This is a genomic window from Alloalcanivorax gelatiniphagus, from assembly GCF_005938655.1.
GTDB lineage: Bacteria > Pseudomonadota > Gammaproteobacteria > Pseudomonadales > Alcanivoracaceae > Alloalcanivorax > Alloalcanivorax gelatiniphagus.
In genome coordinates this window covers 178,843-198,600 of record NZ_VCQT01000045.1, presented here as the reverse complement: position 1 = coordinate 198,600, position 19,758 = coordinate 178,843, and the positions used below count along the sequence as shown (strand labels likewise).

Here is a 19,758-nt window from a genome sequence, read left to right as displayed (position 1 = left end):
GAAAAAACCCGGCGCGGATATCCGTGCCGGGTTTTCTGATGCCCCTTGCCAGGCTGGCAGCGGGAAGCAGGAAGCGTTACTTGATCTTCGCTTCCTTGTAGATCACGTGCTTACGTACCACCGGATCGAACTTTTTGGTTTCCATCTTCTCGGGATGCAAACGCTTGTTCTTGGTGGTGGTGTAGAAGTGACCAGTGCCCTCGGAGGACACCAGACGGATCTTTTCTCGAATCGGACCGGCCATCTGTCAGCTCTCCTTACAGTGCGCCACGGGCGCGGATATCGGCCAGAACGGTGTCGATACCCTTCTTGTCGATGATGCGCATGCCCTTGGAGGACACCCGCAGGCGCACGAAGCGCTTTTCACTTTCCACCCAGAAACGGTGGTAGTGGAGATTCGGCTCAAAGCGGCGCTTGGTCTTGATGTTGGAGTGGGACACATTGTGGCCCGTCACCGGCCGCTTGCCGGTCACCTGGCAAACCTTGGACATGATCTTGCTCCCGTGATGCAAACTTGTGGGGCGGGGCAGCCCCGTAAAGGGCGCGTTTTATACCATCCCCCGCGGCAATGTTCAAGCGTGGAGGCGCCGTCATACCCAACCTCGGCGGCTGAACGACTCCCAATGACCGTCACCGATCACCAGATGGTCCAGCACCCGCACGTCCACCAGCTCCAGGGCGCGGCGCAGCCGATCGGTGACGTCCCGGTCCGCCTGGCTGGGCTCGGCCACGCCGGACGGATGGTTGTGGCCCACGATAACGCTGGCCGCATTGTACTCCAGCGCCCGGCGCACCACCTCCCGGGGGTAAACGGCGGCCCCGTCCACGGTGCCGTAGAACATCTTCTCGAAGCCGATCACCCGGTGCTTGTTGTCCAGAAACAACACCGCGAACACCTCCCGAGGCTCGCCGCGCAGTTCCGCGGTGAGCAACCGGGCCGCCGGCTCCGGGTTATCCAGGCTGAAACCGCGCTTCAGTTCCGTGGCCAGGTACCTTTTGCCCAGCTCCAGGGCGCCCAGCAACAGTGCCCGCCGGTTCACCGATGCCATGGCCGGCAGCCGCGCCAGCCGCGCCGGCGGCAGATCCAGCAACTCACGCAGGCTGCCGGCGCGGGTCAGCAGGTCGCGGCCCACGTCCACCGCGGAGCGGCCCCGGGAGCCGCTGCGCAGAAAGATCGCCAGCAGCTCCGCATCGCTCAGCGTGGCCGCCCCCTTGTTCAACAGTTTCTCCCGGGGCCGCTCGTCCTCGGGCCAATCGCAGATCGCCATACACACCTCCCTGTTTTCGTTCCGTTTTCGTTCCGTTCCACCCCGGCATCGCTACGCTTGGCCATACCTTGGTGCTACCCTAGGCCCCTGTCCCTGAAAGCCGCGACCCCCATTAAATCAAAGCCGCCTCCACCACGGCAGACGACATCGGCTACCCATCGTGTAAGCCAAATCTCAAAATACTGTACGGAATAACAGCATGCAGCGACTGGTCAACAAGCGAATCCTCCTCGGCGTGACCGGCGGCATCGCCGCCTACAAGAGCGCCGACCTGGTGCGCCGCCTGCAAGACGCCGGCGCCGAAGTACGGGTGGTCATGACCCAGGGCGCCTGCGAGTTCATCACCCCGCTCACCATGCAGGCCCTGTCCGGCCACCCGGTTCATACCGACCTGCTGGACCCCCGCGCCGAAGCCGCCATGGGCCATATCGAACTGGCGCGCTGGGCCGACCTGGTACTGATCGCCCCGGCCTCCGCCAACTTTCTGGCGCGGCTCGCCTACGGCCATGGCAACGACCTGCTCAGCACCCTGTGCCTGGCCACCGGCGCCCCGGTGGCGGTGGCGCCGGCCATGAACCAGCAAATGTGGGCCGACCCGGCCACCCAGAAAAACCAACTGATCCTGCAGGAAAAGGGCGTGCACATCTTCGGCCCCGGCAGCGGTGGCCAGGCCTGCGGCGAGGTGGGCCCGGGCCGCATGCAGGAACCGGATGAGATCATCCACCAGGCGGCGGACGTGTTCGACTACGACCTGCTCACCGGCCGCCATGTGGTGATCACCGCCGGCCCCACCCGCGAACCCATCGACCCGGTGCGTTACCTGACCAACAAAAGCTCCGGCAAAATGGGGTTCGCCCTGGCCGCCGCCGCCGCCGAAGCCGGCGCCCGGGTGACACTGATCGCCGGGCCGGTGGTGCTGGACACCCCCAACCGGGTGGAGCGGATCAACGTGGTGCGCGCCGAGGACATGTACCAGGCCAGCCTGGACGCGGTGGAAAAGGGCTGCGACATCTTTATCGCCACCGCCGCCGTGGCCGACTACCGGCCCACCGTCACCGCCGACCACAAGATCAAGAAATCCACCGAGGAAATTCACCTTACCCTGGTGAAGAACCCGGACATCATCGCCGCCGTGGCGGACCACGCCAACCGGCCCTTCACGGTGGGCTTCGCCGCCGAGACCCAGGACGTGATCGAGTACGCCCAGGGCAAGCTGAAAAACAAGAACCTGGACATGATCGCCACCAACGACGTGTCCGGCACCGATGTGGGCTTCAACAGCGACAACAACGCACTCACCGTGATCTGGCCCAACGGGCACAAGGTGCTGCCGCTGGCGTCCAAGACGCAGATCGCCAAGCAGCTGATCGAGCTGATTGCCATCCGCCAGGGCTAGGGCATTCGGAAGGGCGCCTGACCTTTGTCGTTGTTGGCCTCCACCAGGCGCACCAATTGCGACAACAGGGCCGCCCTTTCCGGCTCAGGCAGTGCCTCGATGGTGCGGTCATGGGCCCGTTGCGCGGCCTCATCCACACGCTTGACCAACGCACGGCCCTTACGTTCCAAACGCACCCGCTTCACTCTCCGGTCGCTTTCGCTGCGTCGCCTCGACACCAACCCGCGCGCCTCCAGGCGCTGTATCACTTCCGCCACGCTGGTGCGCTCCAACCCGATTTCCGTGGCCAGCCCCACCTGATCCAGTTCTCCCCGCTCCGCCAATGCGGTCAGCAAGCTGTACTGCACCGGCGTGATATTGAAGCGGCGGGTTTCTTCGAGAAACAGTGAACAGTGAATCTGATGCAACCGACGGATCAAGAACCCGGGCCGGTCCAGGAGTGAAGACCGGGAGGTCGCCGAGGCAGGTTGAGAAGAAGCGTCCATCGATATTCATTCCTTCAAGAGATTAGCGGCATCCGCTCTATTGCACCCCAGCTCGATGGGCGGGCGCAACAAGCGCTGTGCCAGTGCACGCATTTAGGTGGTATGCCTCTTAATGCGGCAGGCGGTACGTACTCGTCCCACCATATAGGAGGCATACCACCTATCAATCTAAAGTCTTGATCGGAAAAACCCTTTCTCTTTCAAAAGGTTAAAAAAAGCGCGCTCAAATTTTCCCCACCGTTGGCATATCCGTTGCAGCTTTCCCCGAACAAAAGGACCTAGAGGACAGCCCGGATCATGACGGATCTGCTAATAAGGGGTGGGCATGTGATCGATCCCGCCCAGAATATTGATGGCCCCCACGACGTGCTGGTAACCGGCGGTCGCATTGAGGCGGTGGTCAAACCCGGCGGCGCGGCATCGGCGTCGGCCACGGAAACCATCGATGCCAGCGGCAAGCTGGTTATTCCCGGCATGATCGACACCCATGCCCATGTCTTTCAATACGTGACCGGGCGTTTCGGTCTGGACCCGGACCTGTGCGGGGTTCGCTCCGGCGTCACCACGCTGATCGATCAGGGCGGCCCCTCCTGCATGACGCTGCCCGCGTTCAGGGAATACATCGCCAATGGGCACCGTTCCCGGACCTTCGCGTTTCTTTCCACCTATCTGGTGGGCGGCCTGGAAGGTCATTACTACCCCTCTCTGTACAAACCGGATTGCGTGGACGTTGAAGCCACGGTGACCTCGGCACTGGCCAACGCGGATCTGGTGAAGGGCTTCAAGGCCCATGCGGAGATCGGCGGCATGTCGCGCTGGGGGCTGGATGTCATGCGCCAATGCGCGGAGATCGGCAAACGCTCTGGCCTGCCGCTGTACATTCATTTCGGCCAGCTATGGCCGCTGCCCACCGACAAGCACCCGATTGATCCGGACTCAGTGCTTGATGACGTGGTGCCTCTGCTGAAGCCCGGCGACATCCTGGCCCATCCTTTCACCCGCCACCCGGGCGGCTTCGTCAACCAGCAAGGCAAGGTGCACCCGATGGTGCGCGAGGCGCTGGACCGGGGCCTGAAGGTGGACGTGGGCCACGGCTCGCATTTCAGCTTCAAGATGGCGCGCATCGCCCTGGACGCCGGCATCGTGCCGCAGACCCTGGGTGCGGATATGCACGGCTACAACACCCATGTTCCGCGCCCCGCCGGCACCCCGAAAGAACACACCGACCAGGAACATATGTTCTTCGGCAAGCAGCGTTTTTCACTGGCATCGGCGATGACCTCCATGCTGGCTCTGGGACTGCCGTTGGTGGAGGTGGTGAAGATGGTCACCACCAATGTGGTGGCCAATTTCGGACTGCCGCAAGAACTGGGTTCCCTGGCGCCGGGGAATCCGGCGGACATCACCGTTCTGGACGACCAGCGCGGCCGTTTCGTGCTGCGCGACAACGAGAACACGGCGGTGGACGCACAACGCCTTCTGAACCCGGTGTTCTGTTTGCTCAATGGCGTGCGTTACGACGCCGATGCGCCGATTCTGCCGGATCTGGCGGGGGCCGCCGTATGAGTCACGCCAGGCAACACCCGGGCCACCCGTTCGCGGCGCCATTCGCCGGCGCCCTGTGGCATGACCTGATACCCCGTCGCCAGGCGCTGCCGGACCTGCCGGATCACACTCTGCTGCATGCCGGCCCGCCTCTGCGTGGCGCCGCCCCCAACGCCATCCGCAACGCCGCGGTGGTGGCGGCTCTGTCCGAAGGGCTGGCCAACCGGGCGGCGGAAGCCCTGGATATGCTTAAGCAGGGTCACCTGACCCTGGCCCCGGCCCAGGATTACGGCGTGGTGACGCCGCTGGCCCAGGTGGTCAGCGCCAGCATGCCGCTGGTCGTGGCCGGTGATGGTGATACCGCTCGCTACGCTCCGTTGGTGGAAGGCCCGCCGCCGGCGGTGCGTTTCGGTTCGCTGACCGTTGACGGGCCGCTCCGCTTCCAACAACTGGCACAGCTGGCCGCCGACCATCTGGCGGCGGCAATCCGCAAACATCCCATTTGCTTCCACTCCGTGGTGACCTCCGCCCTTACCGAAGGCGACGACTGTCATTCCCGCACCGGTGCCCTGACCCGGGCCCTGCTCGACCGGCTGAAGGGCCTCGCCGAGCCGGTTAAAAACGAATTGAGCGGCAATCTGTCTTTCGCGCTGACCCCGTTGATGGCCGCCAGCGCCTGGCTGCTGCGGGACGCCCCCATTTGCGCCGCCGGCGGTAACGGTGTGGATTTCGGCGTGCGCCCGCGCGGCGCCAGCCAGTGGCGTACCGCGCCGGCGGCACCTCCGCGTGGCACCCTGCTGTCCGGCGCGGACCCGGACAACGCCCTCGGCGCCATCGGCGACAGCGCGGTGATCGATGTCTGCGGTCTGGGCGGTCAGGCGCTCAGCGCCTCGCCGGCCCTGCTTGAGGAATGGGCCGACAGCCTGCCCGGGTACGCCGGCGAAAGGCGTGATCTGTTCGATCCGGATAGCGGCACGCTGGACCCGGTCCGCCTGCTCGCCGACGGCCGTCCGCCGATCATCAATCTGGCGATTCTCGGCCGCGACGAGGCCTCCGGTCTGCTCGGCCGGGGCTTCTACCAACCGCCCTTGAGTCTTTTCGATTTTCCGGAGAGTAGCGCATGAACCTGGAACGCCCTCTGACCGGGCGCGTGGCGTTGGTCACCGGTGGCGCCATGGGGATCGGCTTCGCCGCCGCCCGACATTTGGCACAGCGTGGCGCCACCGTGATCATCGCCGACCGCCAAGGCGCTGAACAGGCCGCCGCCGATTTGCGCGAGCTGGACCTGTCCGCCCACGGCACCACCGTGGACGTGTCCTCGGAAGACGCGGTGAACACTCTGGCCGACACCGTCATCGGCCAACACGGCAAGCTGGACATTCTGCTCAACAACGCCGGCATCTATTCGTCATTGAAGCCGGCCCCCTTCGAGACGCTTTCCGTGGACCAATGGCGGCGCGTTTTCGACGTCAACGTGATGGGCATTTTCCTGGTCTGCCGTGCGTTACTGCCGTTGCTCAAGAGCAGCGAACACGCCCGCATTATCAATATTTCCTCCGGCGTGGCCTTCAAGGGCAACCCGTGGATGGCCCACTACGTGGCCAGCAAAGGCGCGGTGATCTCACTGACCCGGGCGCTGGCCACCGAACTGGGCAGCCACGCCATCACCGTCAACAGCGTGGCCCCGGGTTTCACCCTGAGCGACGGGGTGCACGGCAATCCGGATCTGGTGGCCGGCGTCAAGGAACCGTCCTTGCGCAACCGGGTGCTGGCCCGCGACATGCTGCCCGCTGACCTCACCGGCGCCATTGATTTCTTCGCCGGCGACCAGGCCGCTTTCATCACCGGCCAGACGCTGGTGGTGGACGGCGGCGCCTACTTCCACTGATCCCAGGAGCCTGCCATGACCGCCACTATTCCCGTTATTGATCTGGCCCCCGCACTCAATGGCGATCACCCTGCGCGGGTCCGTGTGGCCAGAGAGATCGATGCGGCCTGCACCGAAGTCGGTTTTTTCACCATTCGCGGTCATGGCATCCCGGTGGAAGTAATCGAACGACTGCGGGACCGGGCCAGCCAATTCTTCAATCTGCCCTTGCAGGAAAAGCTGCTGGCGCAACCGGAGGACCCCTCGGTGCCACGCGGCTACCGCGCTATCGGCTTCGAGGCACTCTCCCACGGCAACACCATCGACACGCCGCCGGATCTGAAGGAGTACTACCACTTCGGCCGGCCGAGCTGGCCGGACCAGCCTTACTACACCAGCGAGCAAGGCCAACGGTTTTTTGTTCCCAACCGCTGGCCGGACCGGCCAGCGGATTTTGCCGACGCCGCCAACGACTACTACCAACGCGTGGAAAGGCTGGCGGAGCAGCTTATGGAACTGACCGCCCTGGCGCTGGGCCTGGACGAACAGTTCTTCGCCGACAAGATCGACCGGCACATCACCGCCATGCGCATCAACTTTTATCCGGAACAGAAGACCGCGCCGGAACCCGGACAATTACGTGCCGGCGAACACACCGACTATGGCTTGCTCACCATCCTCAATGGAGAGAACAAGCCCGGTGGACTGCAGGTGCAGGTACGTGATGGCGAATGGATTCCGGTGGAAACCGCGCCGGACACTTTCGTGGTCAACATCGGCGACCTTCTGATGCGCTGGACCAATGATCGCTGGGTCTCCAACGTGCATCGGGTGGTGAATCCGCCCGCCAGCGCGGCGTCCCTGTCGCAACGAATTTCCATGGGGTTTTTCCACCACCCCAACTATGACGCCTTGATCGAAAGTGTGGCGCCCTCCGGAGAAGCCCGGTACCCACCGGTGCTGTCCGGGGAATACCGCGATGAGAAGTACCGGGTCACCCGCAACTGAAAGCGGCGCCCGACCTTTTTCACTTTTGTTTTCCCATAAGAGGGTATACGCAGCATGTCTTCCAACAATCCGTTTTCCCGTGTCTTTCACACGCTGGCATTCACCGGCGCCCTGATCTCCGGCCTGACCATGGCCGGGGCCACCGCCGCCGCGGATCTCCGCTTCGCCGCCGACTGGGCCTTCCAGGGTCCCCAGGCGCCCTTTTTGTTGCCCCATGAAAACGGCTGTTACGACAAGGCCGGCCTGGACGTGGTCACCGACCGGGGCTTCGGTTCCGGCGACACCATCACCAAAGTCAGCACCGGCGCCTACGACGTGGGCTTCGCCGACATCAACGCCATGCTGGAATTCAACACGCGCAATCCGGATGACGCCCTGATCGCCATCTTTGTGATCTACGACGGTTCGCCGCTGTCGATCATTACCCGTAAGGATACCGGCGTGACCCGGCCCTCGGACCTGGTGGGCAAGTCCATCGCGGCACCGCCCGGCGATGCTTCCCGGCGTCTATTCGGTCTGCTCGCCAAAGCCAACGACTTCGATGAGAACGATGTGGACTGGAAAAGCGTGTCACCGGAACTTCGTGAAAGCACCCTGGCACGCAAGCAGGCCGACGCCATCGCCGGCCATGCCTTCACCGGCTATATCGGCGCCAAGGCCGCTGGCGTGCCGGAGGACCAACTGGTGGTGATGCGCTACGCCGAAAATGGCGTGCCGCTGTACGGCAGCTCACTGGTCACCCGTCCGGCGTTCGCCGAGGAACACCCGGAAGCGCTGACACGGTTTATCGGCTGCGTGGCGCAGGCCTTCATGGAAAGCGCCAGGGACCCGGAAGGCACCATCGAAGTGCTCGCCAAAAAAGACCCGCTCACCGACAAGGCGGTGGAACAGGAGCGCCTGCAGCTGTCGCTGGACTGGTCCGTGGCGACCCCGTGGGTGGTGGAACATGGCATGAGCCAGGTGGACCCGAAACGTCTGGCCGACACCACCGGTGGCGCCGCCCGGGCGCTGGGTATCGCGGTACCGAACCCCGATGACGTCTATACCGACGCCTATCTGCCTGACCACGAGACCTTGACCTGGACGGTCCAGTAATCCCATGGGATACCCAGCCATGATCAATACGCCCCCGCCGCCCCGGGAGGAACCGGTGCCCGGGGGCCAGCGCCCTTTCGTCGAACTCACCAATGTCAGCCTGACCTACGGTGATTTCGGCGAGGGCCTGCTGGCCCTCCAGGATTTCCACCTTTCCGTTCAGCAAGGCGAGTTCACTGCTCTGGTGGGCCCATCCGGTTGCGGCAAATCGACCACGCTGAAGTTGATCAGCGGATTGCGCCAGCCCGATAGCGGCGGCGTTATCGTCGCCGGCAAGGAAGTCAGCAAGCCACTGAAGATCGTCGGCATGGCCTTTCAGAACCCGACGCTGCTGCCCTGGCGCACCTCGCTGGACAATGTGCTGCTGCCGCTGGAAATCGTCGAACCCCACCGCCGTAGCTTCCGCAAGGAACGGGCCCGGCATGCGGAACGCGCGATGGCGCTGTTCGAAAAGGTCGGGCTCAAGGACGTGGCCGACCGGTTCCCCTGGCAGCTGTCCGGGGGAATGCAGCAGCGGGTTTCGCTGTGCCGCTCGCTGATCCATGAGCCCGATTTGTTGCTGCTCGACGAGCCGTTCGGGGCGCTCGACGCCTTCACCCGTGAGGACCTGTGGGACACCATGAAAGCGCTGTGGGAGGAGCAGCGCTTCACCGCCGTTCTGATCACCCACGACCTCACCGAATCGGTGTACATGGCCGAGAGCGTGCATGTGCTCTCGGCCCGCCCGGGACGCATTGTCCACTCGCAACGCATTCCCCCGGAGCTGCGGCGCGATCGGGACGCCCGCTTTTCACCCGCCTTCGCCGACGCCGTCTACCAGCTCCGCCAGCACGTGGGACATGCCCAGGAGGACCCAGTATGAACCGACGCAAACTGCGCCAGGCCCTGAGCCCCTGGGTCACGGCCTTCGGCTTCTTCGCGATCTGGGAAGTGGCCTGCCTGGCGTTCGATATTCCGCAATCGATTCTGCCCTCGCCCATTGATTCGGTGCGCGCCGGCATCGAGTTCTGGCCGGTGATTCTGTCCGCTTCCATGCAGACGCTGTACACCACCTTGGTGGGCTTCTTCCTCGCTCTGGTGGTGGGGGTGGCGTTGGGTGCCCTGGTGGGCTCCAGCCAGGCCATGTATCGCGCCACCAATCCTCTTTTGATCGGCTTCAACTCGGTCCCCAAAGTGGCCATGGTCCCGGTGCTGGTGATGTGGTTCGGCATCGGCTCGGTGCCGGCCATTCTGACCGCCTTCCTGACCGCCTTCTTTCCGATTCTCGCCAACGTCGCCACCGGCATCGCCACCCTGGAACCGGAGCTGGCCGACGTGTTGCGCTCCCTGGGCGCCAAACGCAGCGTGATACTGCGCAAGGTGGGTCTGCCCCGCGCCCTGCCGTATCTGTTCGCTTCCCTGAAAGTCGCCATTTCCCTGGCGTTTGTCGGCTCGGTGATCGCGGAAATGGTGGCCAGCGACGGCGGCATCGGCTATCTGCTGCTGACCGCCAGTTCTTCATTCCGGGTACCGCTGGTGTTCGCGGCGCTGTTGGTGGTGGGCGTGCTGGGCATCCTGATGTACCTGATCGCCGATCTGATCGAGCGACGCTCCACCCGCTGGGCCACCCGCGGCGGCGGCTCTCTGTGACGGGCCACTCACCAGGACCTTTGTCGACCTCTGCAAAGCAGGGCACCCGGTGGTAAAGTAACGGCGTCACGCCGGCGCCGCCGGCCCCGCCATCCGGACCGGAGTGCCCTGATACCGTGGAACTGCAATATCGCCTTCTCGACCCGCGCCTGGGCGAGGAATTTCCGCTGCCTGAATACGCCACCACCGGCTCCGCCGGCCTTGATCTGCGGGCCATGGTGGAGGCACCGCTGACCCTGGCCCCCGGCGACACCACCCTGCTGCCCACCGGCCTGGCGATCCATATCGCCGACCCGGCCTACGCCGGCCTGATCCTGCCCCGTTCCGGGCTGGGCCATAAGCACGGCATCGTGCTGGGTAACCTGGTGGGGCTGATCGATTCGGACTACCAGGGCCAGTTGATGGTCTCCTGCTGGAACCGGGGCCAGAGCCGGTTCACCATCGAACCCGGCGACCGCATCGCCCAGCTGGTGGTGGTACCGGTGATGCAGGTGGCCCTGCGCCAGGTGGACGACTTTACCGACAGCGAACGGGGCGAGGGCGGCTTCGGCCACAGCGGTCGGCACTGACGGGGCGCGGGGGCGCCCATCGCGGCTGAAGCCGCTCCTACACCTCCGGTAGGAGCGGCTTCAGCCGCGAAAGAAAAAAGGGGGAATGCATGGCGCAAAACAAGAACCCGTTCAGCGGGCCGGCGCCGCTACTGCTGTTAGCCGCGCTGGTGATCGGCGCCCTGGCCGGCGGTCTGGATCATTATTTCCAGTTGCAGGCACGGCAACAGGCGGTCAGCCAATCGCACACCGTGGCCCGGGACCTGGCCGCCTCACTGGGGGGCCTGGTCAGCGGTGACCGGCAACGCCTGGCGCGGCTGGCGGACAGCCCCCGCGCCGCCGATGCCCTGGCCGGTGGCGCCCTGGTCAGCGAAGATTTGCCGAACCAAGATCAGGGCGAGGGCGGCAGCCGGCTGATTCTGGTGCCCACCGCCAACGCCCTGGACCCGGACCTGTCCTATGTCATGCAGGATTTGCTGCGCCAACTGGCGGAGCCGGGCAGTACCGCCCTGTCCTCCCGGGGCGGCGCCCAACCGGCCCTGTTGCTGGCCCGGGCCGCCCCCGGCGGCGCCCTGATTCTGGAGCACCCTCTGACCGCCTGGCTTGCCGGCGCCGACCGCCGGCTGCCCACCGGGGCCACCCTGACCCTGGAGCAGGACGGTCTCACCGTGGCCAAGCTCGGCCCCGGGCAACCCGCCGATGACGGGGCCCGGGCACGGGCCGCCAGCAAGCCCCTGGCCCTGACCGTCACGGTGCCGCCGGCGGCGGCGCTGTGGCAGACGCTGCTGTTGCCGGTGGGCGGCACGGTGGCGCTGATGCTGTTGGCCGCCGGGCTGGTGCTGACGGTGCTGCACCGCCGCCGTGCCGCCAACGCCGCCAAGGCGCCCCCGGCCCGTGGCACGCCTAAGCCGCCGCCGGCGCCAGCGGCACCCTCCAAGCCAGTCGCCACGCCGGTGGCCGCACCACCGCCACCCTCCGGGCCGGAATTGCCGGCGCATCTGTTCCTCGGCGACCGGCTCGGCGGGCCAGGGTTGGACCGGGAATCGCTGCACCAGCTGGGCCAGACCATCGGCAGCGAGGCCGGCGATGGCGGCGAACACGACCTGTTCCTGGCCCGCGAGCCCCATGCCCCGGAGCCGCTCTACGAAGCGCTGGCGGAGGGCCTGCTGGCCAGCGGCCGGCAGGTGCTCGATTTGGGGGTCGCCAGCCGCCCGCTGCTCTACTACGCCACGGAAGTGCTGGAGACCCGCGCCGGCCTGTATCTGGCCGGCGACGCCGACGGCCATCCGACCCTGGAAGTCCGCCTGGACGGCGACACCCTCACCGATGAACGCCTCACCGCCCTCGGGCAGCGGCTGCGGGAAGGACGCCTCCACCGGGGCCAGGGCCAGCGCGAGCCGCGCCAGCTCGGCCCCCGCTATCTGCGCGACCTGGGCGATGACATCGTTCTGGCCCGCCCCATGAAGGTGGTGGTGGACAGCGCCGACGGCAACGCCGCCGCCCTGCTGGAGGAACTCGGCTGCACGGTGACCCCGGCCGGCCAGACCCCGCTGTCCCGGGCGGTGCCCGAGGCCGGCGCCGAAGTGGGCCTGGGGCTCAGCGCCGATGGCACCCGCCTGACGGTGGTGGCCGCCGACGGCGCCACCGTGCCCGCGGAGCGGGTGCTGATGCTGCTGGCCCGTGATCTGTTGGGCCGTAATCCGGGCAGCGACGTGCTGTTCGACGTAGAATGCAGCCGTGCCCTGGCCACACCGGTGCGCGAGCTGGGCGGTCGCCCGGTGATCGCCCCCGCCGGCGCCACGGCCCTCAAGGCGCGGCTCAGGGAAAGCGGGGCGCCGCTGGCCGGCGACGGCGAAGGGCATATATGCTTCGCCGACCGCTGGTTCGGGTTTGATGACGGTCTCTACGCCGCCGCCCGGCTGCTGGAGATTCTGTCGCTGCAAAGCGGTGACGGCGCCCGCGCCTTCGCGGACCCGTAAACGCCTATTTGACGAGATGGCTGGAGAGAACAATGGACACCAAGAGCGCCCAGGAAACCGCCCGCGTTCTGATTGAAGCGCTGCCCTATATTCAGCGCTTCTCCGGCACCACCGTGGTAATCAAATACGGTGGCAATGCCATGGAAAACGATGAGCTGAAGAACAGCTTCGCCCGCGATGTGGTGATGATGAAGCAGGTTGGCATCAACCCGGTGATCGTGCACGGTGGCGGCCCGCAGATCGGCGACCTGCTGACCCGGCTCGGCAAGGAAAGCAAGTTCGTGCAGGGCATGCGCGTCACCGACCAGGAAACCATGGACGTGGTGCAAATGGTCCTGGGCGGCCTGGTCAACAAGGACATCGTCAACCTGATCCAGCACAACGGCGGGCAGGCGGTGGGCCTGACCGGCAAGGACGGTCGCCTGATCCGCGCCAGCAAGATGGTGCTCAAGAACCTGGACGCCGACGACCCGGAGCTGAACGCCTCCGAGATCATCGACATCGGCCATGTGGGCGAGGTGCGCAGCATCGACACCCGGGTACTGGACCTGCTCGGCGGCAGTGACTTTATCCCGGTGATCGCGCCCATCGGCGTGGACGACCAGGGGGTGAGCTACAACATCAACGCGGACCTGGTGGCCGGCAAGGTGGCCGAGGTGCTGCGCGCCGAGAAGCTGATCCTGCTCACCAATGTGGCCGGTCTCAAGGACAAGGAAGGCAACGTACTCACTGGTCTGACCGCGGAACGGGTCAATGCGCTGATCAAGGACGGCACCATCCACGGTGGCATGCTGCCGAAGATCCGCTGCGCCCTGGAGGCGGTGGAGAACGGTGTGCACACCTCGCACATCATCGACGGCCGCGTGGCCCACGCGGTGCTGCTGGAGATCCTGACCGATAAAGGCGTGGGGACGCTGATCAGCAAACATTGAATTGGGACAACGGAATCGCGGCTAAAGCCGCTCCTACGATGGCGCGAACCATCTTGTAGGAGCGGCTTCAGCCGCGATGCCACCCAGGGGGCAAAGGGAAGCAGCACATGACAGAGAATAAACCATCCAGAAAGGAGCAGATCCTGCAGGCCCTGGCGCATATGCTGGAGGCCGAGCCCGGCGGGCGCATCACCACCGCCGGCCTGGCGCGGGAGGTGGGCGTCTCGGAAGCCGCCCTGTACCGGCACTTCCCCAGCAAGGCGAAGATGTTCGAGGGCCTGATCGACTTTATCGAAGAGGCGATCTTCTCGCGCATCAACCGCATCACCGGCGAGGGCCACGCCCTGATGCAGGTGGAGCAGATTCTGACCCTGATTCTGGGCTTCACCGAGCGCAACCCGGGCATTACCCGGTTGCTCACCGGCGATGCCCTGACCGGCGAGAACGAGCGGCTGCACCGCCGCATCGAGCAGTTCTACGACCGGGTGGAAAGCCAGATCAAACAGGTGGTGCGCGACGCCGAGTTCAAGGAAGACAAACGCACCCGGGCCACCCCCACGGTCACCGCCAACCTGCTGATGGCGGTGGTGGAAGGGCGCATCGCCCAGTTCGTGCGTTCCGGTTTTCGGATTCGTCCGGGCCAGGACTGGCCGGAGCAATGGGGGCTGCTGGCCCCCACCGTATTCCGCGACTAACCCCTCTAACCGTAGGAGCGGCTTCAGCCGCGATAGCCACCACCGCTCAGGTGAGTCACGAGTGCCGTTATCGCGGCTGAAGCCGCTCCTACAAAATAAGGGGATGTCAGGGGGAGGCTTCCAGCTGGCGCAGCCGCTCGATGATCGGCTCGTATTGCGTCCGAACCGCCTCGATATCGGCCTGGTAGGCGGTAATTTCCCGCCGGGTTTCGGCCATCTGCCGCCGGTAGCGATCAATGGCCTCACGGGTACCGTCCGGCACTTCGCGGCCGGCCCGTTCCGCCCGGGCCGCGTTGCTGATTTCCTCGTCGCGCTTGTTTTCCAGCTGGACCAGGGTGTTGCGCGCATAGCCGATTTTCAGCTCCAGCGCGTCCACCTGCCGCTCCCGGGCCCGCTCCGCGTCCTCCGGACCGGCGTACAGCCGCCGCAGCGATTCATCCTGCTCCGCCTGACGGGCCGCCTGCTGGCGGGCAGCCAGTTCCTGGCGCCGACGCGCCTGCTCCTCCGGCGGCGCCGGCGCCACCTCCTTGAGCACCCGCCCGTTGTGGTCGAGCACCTGGTAGCCGGCGAAAATCGCCTGCTGGCTGAGGGTGGCACTGATCGCAATATTGCCGTCGGGGGTGGTGTGGCGGTACATCACCGTACCGGCCCCCTGGTCCGCGCCTTTGGCAGGGGCGGCCATCGCCGATACCGGCCACAGCCCCAGCGAGGCCAGCACCAACGGCATCAGCAACAGCGCCACCGCCCGCTTCACGCGCTGGCCACTCCGTACTGGTCCCGGTAGGCCTGCATGGCCGCCCGGTCCGCCTCACGATCCGGCTGCTCCTCCAGCCAACCGATGATGTCGGTCATGCTGACGATGCTGCGCACCGGCACGCCCAGGGTGTCCTGCACCTCCTGGATGGCGGACAGCTCACCACGACCGCGTTCCTGGCGGTCCACCGCCACGAACACCCCGGCGATGTCGGCGTCGGTCTTGTCGAACAGGGTCGCCACCTCGCGGATGGCGGTGCCGGCGGTGATCACATCGTCGATCACCAGGGCCTTGCCGCGCAGCGGCGCGCCCACCAGCCAGCCGCCTTCACCGTGGTCCTTGGCCTCCTTGCGGTTGAACGCCCAGGGCAGGTCGCGGCCATGGTGCTCCGCCAGCGCCACGGACACCGCCGCCACCAGCGGGATGCCCTTGTAGGCGGGCCCGAACAGCATGTCGAACTCGATGCCGGACTCGACGATGGCGTCGGCGTAATAACGGCCCAGGCGCGCCAGCGCCTCGCCGGTATAAAAGGTGCCGGCATTGAAGAAATAGGGGCTGATGCGCCCGGATTTGAGCGTGAACTCACCGAACTTCAGCGCCTGACGCTCCTCGGCGAAGCGCAGAAAGTGCTTTTTGTAGTTCTTCATGGGTTACTCCCCCGACTCACCAGCCCAGCACGGCCTGTTGCTTCTGAACGATCTCCCCGATGCCCTTCTCCGCCAGCCCCAGCAGGGTATCGGACTGCTGCCGGGTGAACGGCTCATCGCCCTCGGCGGTGCCTTGAATCTCCACGAAACCGCCATGCTGGGTCATTACCACGTTCATGTCCGTGTCGGCGTTGGAATCTTCATCATAATCCAGATCCAGCACCGGCTCGCCCTTGTACAGGCCCACCGACACCGAGGCGATCAGGCCGTTGAGCGGGTCTTCCTTGATGCGTTTGCGCTCCAGCAGCGTGGTGAAGGCGTCCACCAGCGCCACGCAGGCCCCGGAAATGGCCGCCGTGCGGGTGCCGCCGTCGGCCTGCAGCACGTCGCAATCCAGGAAAATGGTGTTCTCGCCCAGCTTCTTGAGATCCACCGCCGCGCGCAGCGAACGGCCGATCAGGCGCTGAATCTCCAGGGTGCGCCCGCCCTGCTTGCCCCGCGCCGCCTCCCGGCCGGAGCGGGTGTGGGTGGCCCGTGGCAGCATGCCGTACTCGGCGGTGATCCAGCCCTGGCCCTTGCCTTTCAGGAAGCGCGGCACACCGTCCTCCACGGACGCGGTGCACAGCACCTTGGTGTTACCGAAGGTCACCAGCACCGAACCTTCGGCGTGCATGGTGAAATCGCGCACGAAGGACACTTCGCGCATCTGGTCAGGCTGTCGGCCGGAAGGGCGCATGAAAACTCCTTGATGGATGAAAAGACCACCATTGTAGCGAACCCCCGCCACCCTGTGCGAGGCGCCACCGCCGGCGCGCCGGCCGGGCCACCGTGACGGGCCATGTCAGCGACGGTGTGAACCGGTACACTGTCGGGCTCAGCCGACCTCCATTGCACCCGACCCACCCATCCGCAACCAGACCACGGGGAACCCCATGATCCGTAGCATGACCGCCTTTGCCCGCGCCGACCGCCACCTCCAGGGCGCCGAACTGGCCTGGGAACTCCGCTCGGTGAACCACCGCTACCTGGAACTCATGCCGCGGCTTCCCGACGCCCTGCGCGGCCTGGAAAATGCCACCCGCGAGCGCTGCCGCCAGCGTCTCGGGCGCGGCAAGGTCGATATCACCCTGCGCTACCAGCCCGACGCCACCGACGCCGAGCTGGAACTCAACGAAGCCCTGGTCAAACGTCTCTCCGACGCCGCCCGCCGGGTGGGCGACCTGATCATGCACCCGGGCCAGGTGAACCCGCTGGAAGTGCTGCAGTTCCCCGGCGTGCTCAGCGCCCGCCAGATCGACAGCGACGCCCTGGAAGCCGCCGCCCTGGAACTGCTGGACCAGGCCCTGGACGCCCTGCTGGAAACCCGCGAACGGGAAGGCGAACAACTGGGCAAGATGATCCTCGACCGGCTCGACCGGGTGGAGCAGCAAGTGGCCCGGGTCCGCCAGGCCCTGCCGGCGATCCGCGACGCCCTCCGCGACCGCCTCAAACAACGGGTGCAGGATGCGGTGGAAAGCCCGGACCCGGAACGCCTGGAACAGGAACTGGTGCTGGCCGCCCAGAAAATGGACGTGGACGAGGAGCTGGACCGCCTGGTGACCCATGTGGCCGAGGTCCGCCGCGTGGTCACCAAGGGCGGCCCGGTGGGCCGCCGCCTGGACTTCCTGATGCAGGAACTGAACCGGGAAGCCAACACTCTGGGGTCCAAATCCGTGGACGCGGAAACCACCGCCGCCGCGGTGGAACTGAAGGTGCTGATCGAGCAGATGCGCGAACAGGTCCAGAACATCGAATAACGGGAACACCACCATGCTCGACCATGCTCTGACTGTTTTCATGGCTTTTTTCGCGATCATGAACCCGATCGCCAATACCGCGGTGTTCGCGGGCCTGGCGGGTTCGGAAACCCCCGCCCGGCAAAGGATGATCGCCACCAAGGCGGTGACCATCACCTTTATCGTGGTGGTTCTTTTCGCACTGCTGGGCAAGACCATCTTCGCGCTTTTCGATATCACCCTGCCGGCGCTCAGAATCACCGGCGGCGTGCTGGTATTCCTGGTGGGTTACCACATGCTGCAGGGCAGCCCGTCGAAGCTGCACACCGGCGAGGACGATGGCGACACGGATATCGCCACCTCGCCGCTGGCGGTGCCGCTTCTGGCCGGCCCGGGGACCATCGCCACGGCGATGAACTATTCCGTTGCCGGCGGCTGGCCCGCCACCGCCATCACCTGCCTGGCCTTTCTGGCGCTGTGCATCATTACCTTCATTTGCTTCATCTTCAGCGCCCGCATCATTAACCTGATTGGCGAAAACGGGCTGAGTATCACCACCCGTTTGATGGGGTTGATCCTGGCGGTGATTGGCACGCAAATGCTGGTCGCCGGGGTCGGCGAAGTGCTCCATCTTTCCGCCGGTACATAACGCCGCGTCCGATCACTGTTCAAGCCCGCAAACTGGCCCGGAACGCCGGGTCGTCCAAATAAGCCACATTCAGCCGCGTCCAGGGCACCCGGTCGCGGCGGTCCACCGAGAAGATCGAGCCGGGGGCGAGCATCACGCCCCGTTCCAGGCAGCGGCGGGTCAGGTCGTTGGCGTCGCCGATGCCGGGGAAGCGGGCCCAGAGGTAAAGGCTCTGTTCCGGGCGGTGAAAGACGTCGGCGCCCAGTTCGTCGAGCACGCGCAGGCCGATGACGGTGGCGGCGCGCAGTTTTTCCTGGAGCCGGGACAGGTGGCGAAGGTAGTTCCCTTCTCTCAGAATCACGTCCACGGTGCGTTCGGCGTATTCGGTGCCGCCGATGTGCAGCAGCATTTTCACGTCCGCCAGTTCGCTGATCAGGCCCTCGTCGCCGGCCACGAAGCCCACGCGCAGGGCAGCGGAGATGGGCTTGGAAAAGCTGCCTACGTAGAGGGTGCGCTTGAGCTGATCCAGGCTGGAAAGCCGGGTGCAGGTGTTGAGTTTGAAGTCCGCCATGGCGTCGTTTTCCACCACCAGCAGGTTGTGCTTGTTCGCCAGTTCGAGAATGCGCCGGGCCTTCATTTCGGAGAGGTCGGTGCCGGTGGGGTTGTGCCCCACGGATTGCATGAAGAACAGGGCGGGCTTGTCCCGTTCCAGGTAGCGTTGCAGGGCGTTCAGGTCCGGGCCGTCGATGCGGCGTGGCACCGGCAGCATGCGCGCGCCTTGCAGTTGCAGTTTGCCGAACAGCGGATAGTAGCCCGGGCTTTCCACCAGCACCGGGTCACCGGGTTTGACGAAGCGGCGGATAATCAGGTCCATGCCGTGGTTGGCGCCGAAGGTGGTGAGCATCTGGGCGGGGCTGGCGTTGATGCCGTAGCCGGCCAGTTTTTTCACCAGCTGCTCGCGCAAACTGGCATTGCCGTAACGGTTGCCGTAGCGAAACAGGGTGGTGACGCCGCCGCGCACCACCTGGCGGTGAAACTTGTCCAGGCGCATGTCCATCAGCCAGTCCACCGGCGGGAAGCCTTCGCCCAGGTGGGAATGGCCGGGTTCGCGCACCAGTTGCTGGCGCATCATCCAGATGGTGTCCAGGGCCCGGGCGTAGGGCGGCGGAGCCTGGTCCCCGTCGCCGGCGGCGGGCACCGCGCGCACGAAAAAACCACGCCCGTGGCGGGCCTCCACCAGCCCCTCGGCGGCCAGGTACTCGTAGGCGGTGATCACCGTGTTCTTGGAATAGCCGTGCAGGCGCATGTACTCCCGCAGTGACGGCAGCTTGTCTCCCTCGCGCAGGATGCCCTCGCTGATTTGTCCCGCGATATCGGACGCGATCCGTTGTGTCAGGGTGATTCGCCGCATCGTCATGATGTCCTTCTGGTCCGACCCACTGTTTGCGCTAACTGTACCTTTTTCATGGGTACAGGCGCCGATATGTTAGATCGAAACCGGCGCCAT

General features: G+C 65.5%; 22 protein-coding genes. 14 read left to right on the top strand and 8 right to left on the bottom strand.

Annotated features, from left to right (window positions below; translation table 11 throughout):
* Positions 1-76 precede the first annotated feature (76 nt).
* The 3 genes from rpmG to radC form a co-directional block, all read right to left on the bottom strand.
* The gene (gene rpmG / locus FGS76_RS16690) at positions 77-244 is read right to left on the bottom strand and encodes a 50S ribosomal protein L33 (protein WP_138773780.1); all 168 of its coding nucleotides are present in this window, start codon (positions 242-244) and stop codon (positions 77-79) included.
* Positions 245-257: 13 nt separating this feature from the next.
* Positions 258-491, bottom strand: a complete 234-nt coding sequence (gene rpmB, locus FGS76_RS16685) for a 50S ribosomal protein L28 (protein WP_138773779.1) — start codon at positions 489-491, stop codon at positions 258-260.
* A gap of 99 nt (positions 492-590) precedes the next feature.
* Complete coding sequence (gene radC, locus FGS76_RS16680; protein WP_138773778.1) at positions 591-1,268, bottom strand: RadC family protein; 678 nt, start codon at positions 1,266-1,268, stop codon at positions 591-593.
* Between the two features lie 199 nt (positions 1,269-1,467).
* On the opposite strand from radC, the gene coaBC reads away from it, so the two are divergent.
* The gene (coaBC, locus tag FGS76_RS16675) at positions 1,468-2,664 is read left to right on the top strand and encodes a bifunctional phosphopantothenoylcysteine decarboxylase/phosphopantothenate--cysteine ligase CoaBC (RefSeq protein ID WP_138773777.1); all 1,197 of its coding nucleotides are present in this window, start codon (positions 1,468-1,470) and stop codon (positions 2,662-2,664) included.
* Here coaBC and FGS76_RS16670 read toward each other — a convergent pair.
* Complete coding sequence (locus tag FGS76_RS16670) at positions 2,661-3,149, bottom strand: MarR family winged helix-turn-helix transcriptional regulator (RefSeq protein ID WP_138773776.1); 489 nt, start codon at positions 3,147-3,149, stop codon at positions 2,661-2,663. The two genes, coaBC and FGS76_RS16670, sit on opposite strands and share 4 nt — an antisense overlap.
* A 297-nt stretch (positions 3,150-3,446) precedes the next feature.
* On the opposite strand from FGS76_RS16670, the gene FGS76_RS16665 reads away from it, so the two are divergent.
* The 11 genes from FGS76_RS16665 to slmA all read left to right on the top strand — a co-directional run bounded on the left by FGS76_RS16665 (position 3,447) and on the right by slmA (position 14,447).
* Entirely contained in the window at positions 3,447-4,715 is a 1,269-nt protein-coding gene (locus tag FGS76_RS16665) for an amidohydrolase/deacetylase family metallohydrolase (RefSeq protein ID WP_138773775.1), read from the top strand.
* On the top strand, positions 4,712-5,818 hold the full coding sequence (locus FGS76_RS16660; RefSeq protein WP_138773774.1) for an oxamate carbamoyltransferase subunit AllG family protein: 1,107 nt from the start codon (positions 4,712-4,714) through the stop codon (positions 5,816-5,818). Before FGS76_RS16665 ends, FGS76_RS16660 begins: the two co-directional genes overlap by 4 nt.
* Complete coding sequence (locus tag FGS76_RS16655) at positions 5,815-6,582, top strand: SDR family NAD(P)-dependent oxidoreductase (RefSeq protein WP_138773773.1); 768 nt, start codon at positions 5,815-5,817, stop codon at positions 6,580-6,582. The genes FGS76_RS16660 and FGS76_RS16655 overlap by 4 nt, the downstream gene beginning before the upstream one ends.
* A gap of 15 nt (positions 6,583-6,597) precedes the next feature.
* Complete coding sequence (locus FGS76_RS16650; RefSeq protein WP_138773772.1) at positions 6,598-7,569, top strand: isopenicillin N synthase family dioxygenase; 972 nt, start codon at positions 6,598-6,600, stop codon at positions 7,567-7,569.
* A 54-nt stretch (positions 7,570-7,623) separates the two neighbouring features.
* Positions 7,624-8,664: an ABC transporter substrate-binding protein gene (locus FGS76_RS16645; RefSeq protein WP_138773771.1), complete on the top strand. Its 1,041-nt coding sequence runs from the start codon at positions 7,624-7,626 to the stop codon at positions 8,662-8,664.
* Positions 8,665-8,683: 19 nt separating this feature from the next.
* Positions 8,684-9,526, top strand: a complete 843-nt coding sequence (locus FGS76_RS16640; protein WP_138773770.1) for an ABC transporter ATP-binding protein — start codon at positions 8,684-8,686, stop codon at positions 9,524-9,526.
* Entirely contained in the window at positions 9,523-10,293 is a 771-nt protein-coding gene (locus FGS76_RS16635) for an ABC transporter permease (RefSeq protein WP_138773769.1), read from the top strand. Before FGS76_RS16640 ends, FGS76_RS16635 begins: the two co-directional genes overlap by 4 nt.
* Positions 10,294-10,409: 116 nt before the next feature.
* Positions 10,410-10,862 (top strand): dUTP diphosphatase, encoded by a 453-nt coding sequence (dut, locus tag FGS76_RS16630; protein ID WP_138773768.1) that lies wholly within the window; start codon positions 10,410-10,412, stop codon positions 10,860-10,862.
* An 89-nt stretch (positions 10,863-10,951) separates the two neighbouring features.
* Entirely contained in the window at positions 10,952-12,820 is a 1,869-nt protein-coding gene (locus tag FGS76_RS16625; RefSeq protein WP_138773767.1) for a phosphohexomutase domain-containing protein, read from the top strand.
* 32 nt (positions 12,821-12,852) lie between these two features.
* The gene (gene argB, locus FGS76_RS16620; RefSeq protein WP_138773766.1) at positions 12,853-13,752 is read left to right on the top strand and encodes an acetylglutamate kinase; all 900 of its coding nucleotides are present in this window, start codon (positions 12,853-12,855) and stop codon (positions 13,750-13,752) included.
* Positions 13,753-13,859: 107 nt separating this feature from the next.
* Entirely contained in the window at positions 13,860-14,447 is a 588-nt protein-coding gene (gene slmA, locus FGS76_RS16615) for a nucleoid occlusion factor SlmA (protein ID WP_138773765.1), read from the top strand.
* Between the two features lie 106 nt (positions 14,448-14,553).
* On the opposite strand, the gene FGS76_RS16610 is transcribed toward slmA, so the two are convergent.
* Genes FGS76_RS16610 through rph form a run of 3 tightly spaced genes read right to left on the bottom strand, consistent with a single transcriptional unit; the run spans position 14,554 to position 16,584 of the window.
* On the bottom strand, positions 14,554-15,201 hold the full coding sequence (locus FGS76_RS16610) for a hypothetical protein (protein ID WP_138773764.1): 648 nt from the start codon (positions 15,199-15,201) through the stop codon (positions 14,554-14,556).
* Complete coding sequence (gene pyrE, locus FGS76_RS16605; protein ID WP_138773763.1) at positions 15,198-15,848, bottom strand: orotate phosphoribosyltransferase; 651 nt, start codon at positions 15,846-15,848, stop codon at positions 15,198-15,200. Before pyrE ends, FGS76_RS16610 begins: the two co-directional genes overlap by 4 nt.
* A gap of 16 nt (positions 15,849-15,864) precedes the next feature.
* Positions 15,865-16,584, bottom strand: a complete 720-nt coding sequence (gene rph / locus FGS76_RS16600; RefSeq protein WP_138773762.1) for a ribonuclease PH — start codon at positions 16,582-16,584, stop codon at positions 15,865-15,867.
* Between the two features lie 196 nt (positions 16,585-16,780).
* On the opposite strand from rph, the gene FGS76_RS16595 reads away from it, so the two are divergent.
* Positions 16,781-17,644 carry a YicC/YloC family endoribonuclease gene (locus FGS76_RS16595; protein WP_138773761.1) on the top strand — a complete coding sequence of 288 codons (864 nt, stop codon included), beginning with the start codon at positions 16,781-16,783 and terminating at the stop codon, positions 17,642-17,644.
* Between the two features lie 13 nt (positions 17,645-17,657).
* The gene (locus FGS76_RS16590; protein WP_138773760.1) at positions 17,658-18,272 is read left to right on the top strand and encodes a MarC family protein; all 615 of its coding nucleotides are present in this window, start codon (positions 17,658-17,660) and stop codon (positions 18,270-18,272) included.
* Positions 18,273-18,291: 19 nt separating this feature from the next.
* Here the strand turns inward: FGS76_RS16590 and FGS76_RS16585 are convergent, their stop codons facing one another.
* Positions 18,292-19,668, bottom strand: a complete 1,377-nt coding sequence (locus FGS76_RS16585; RefSeq protein WP_240692581.1) for an aminotransferase-like domain-containing protein — start codon at positions 19,666-19,668, stop codon at positions 18,292-18,294.
* Between the last annotated feature and the right edge of the window lie 90 nt (positions 19,669-19,758).

Excerpts from the sequence above, each read along its gene's own strand:
- FGS76_RS16595 (WP_138773761.1), top strand. The coding sequence starts at position 16,781 with ATGATCCGTAGCATGACCGCCTTTGCCCGCGCCGACCGCCACCTCCAG.
- FGS76_RS16585 (WP_240692581.1), bottom strand. The coding sequence starts at position 19,668 with ATGACGATGCGGCGAATCACCCTGACACAACGGATCGCGTCCGATATC.
- pyrE (WP_138773763.1), bottom strand. The coding sequence starts at position 15,848 with ATGAAGAACTACAAAAAGCACTTTCTGCGCTTCGCCGAGGAGCGTCAG.
- FGS76_RS16625 (WP_138773767.1), top strand. The coding sequence starts at position 10,952 with ATGGCGCAAAACAAGAACCCGTTCAGCGGGCCGGCGCCGCTACTGCTG.
- FGS76_RS16665 (WP_138773775.1), top strand. The coding sequence starts at position 3,447 with ATGACGGATCTGCTAATAAGGGGTGGGCATGTGATCGATCCCGCCCAG.
- FGS76_RS16590 (WP_138773760.1), top strand. The coding sequence starts at position 17,658 with ATGCTCGACCATGCTCTGACTGTTTTCATGGCTTTTTTCGCGATCATG.
- FGS76_RS16655 (WP_138773773.1), top strand. The coding sequence starts at position 5,815 with ATGAACCTGGAACGCCCTCTGACCGGGCGCGTGGCGTTGGTCACCGGT.
- FGS76_RS16670 (WP_138773776.1), bottom strand. The coding sequence starts at position 3,149 with ATGGACGCTTCTTCTCAACCTGCCTCGGCGACCTCCCGGTCTTCACTC.
- rph (WP_138773762.1), bottom strand. The coding sequence starts at position 16,584 with ATGCGCCCTTCCGGCCGACAGCCTGACCAGATGCGCGAAGTGTCCTTC.
- FGS76_RS16645 (WP_138773771.1), top strand. The coding sequence starts at position 7,624 with ATGTCTTCCAACAATCCGTTTTCCCGTGTCTTTCACACGCTGGCATTC.
- argB (WP_138773766.1), top strand. The coding sequence starts at position 12,853 with ATGGACACCAAGAGCGCCCAGGAAACCGCCCGCGTTCTGATTGAAGCG.
- rpmG (WP_138773780.1), bottom strand. The coding sequence starts at position 244 with ATGGCCGGTCCGATTCGAGAAAAGATCCGTCTGGTGTCCTCCGAGGGC.
- coaBC (WP_138773777.1), top strand. The coding sequence starts at position 1,468 with ATGCAGCGACTGGTCAACAAGCGAATCCTCCTCGGCGTGACCGGCGGC.
- slmA (WP_138773765.1), top strand. The coding sequence starts at position 13,860 with ATGACAGAGAATAAACCATCCAGAAAGGAGCAGATCCTGCAGGCCCTG.
- radC (WP_138773778.1), bottom strand. The coding sequence starts at position 1,268 with ATGGCGATCTGCGATTGGCCCGAGGACGAGCGGCCCCGGGAGAAACTG.
- FGS76_RS16640 (WP_138773770.1), top strand. The coding sequence starts at position 8,684 with ATGATCAATACGCCCCCGCCGCCCCGGGAGGAACCGGTGCCCGGGGGC.
- FGS76_RS16650 (WP_138773772.1), top strand. The coding sequence starts at position 6,598 with ATGACCGCCACTATTCCCGTTATTGATCTGGCCCCCGCACTCAATGGC.
- FGS76_RS16660 (WP_138773774.1), top strand. The coding sequence starts at position 4,712 with ATGAGTCACGCCAGGCAACACCCGGGCCACCCGTTCGCGGCGCCATTC.
- FGS76_RS16635 (WP_138773769.1), top strand. The coding sequence starts at position 9,523 with ATGAACCGACGCAAACTGCGCCAGGCCCTGAGCCCCTGGGTCACGGCC.
- rpmB (WP_138773779.1), bottom strand. The coding sequence starts at position 491 with ATGTCCAAGGTTTGCCAGGTGACCGGCAAGCGGCCGGTGACGGGCCAC.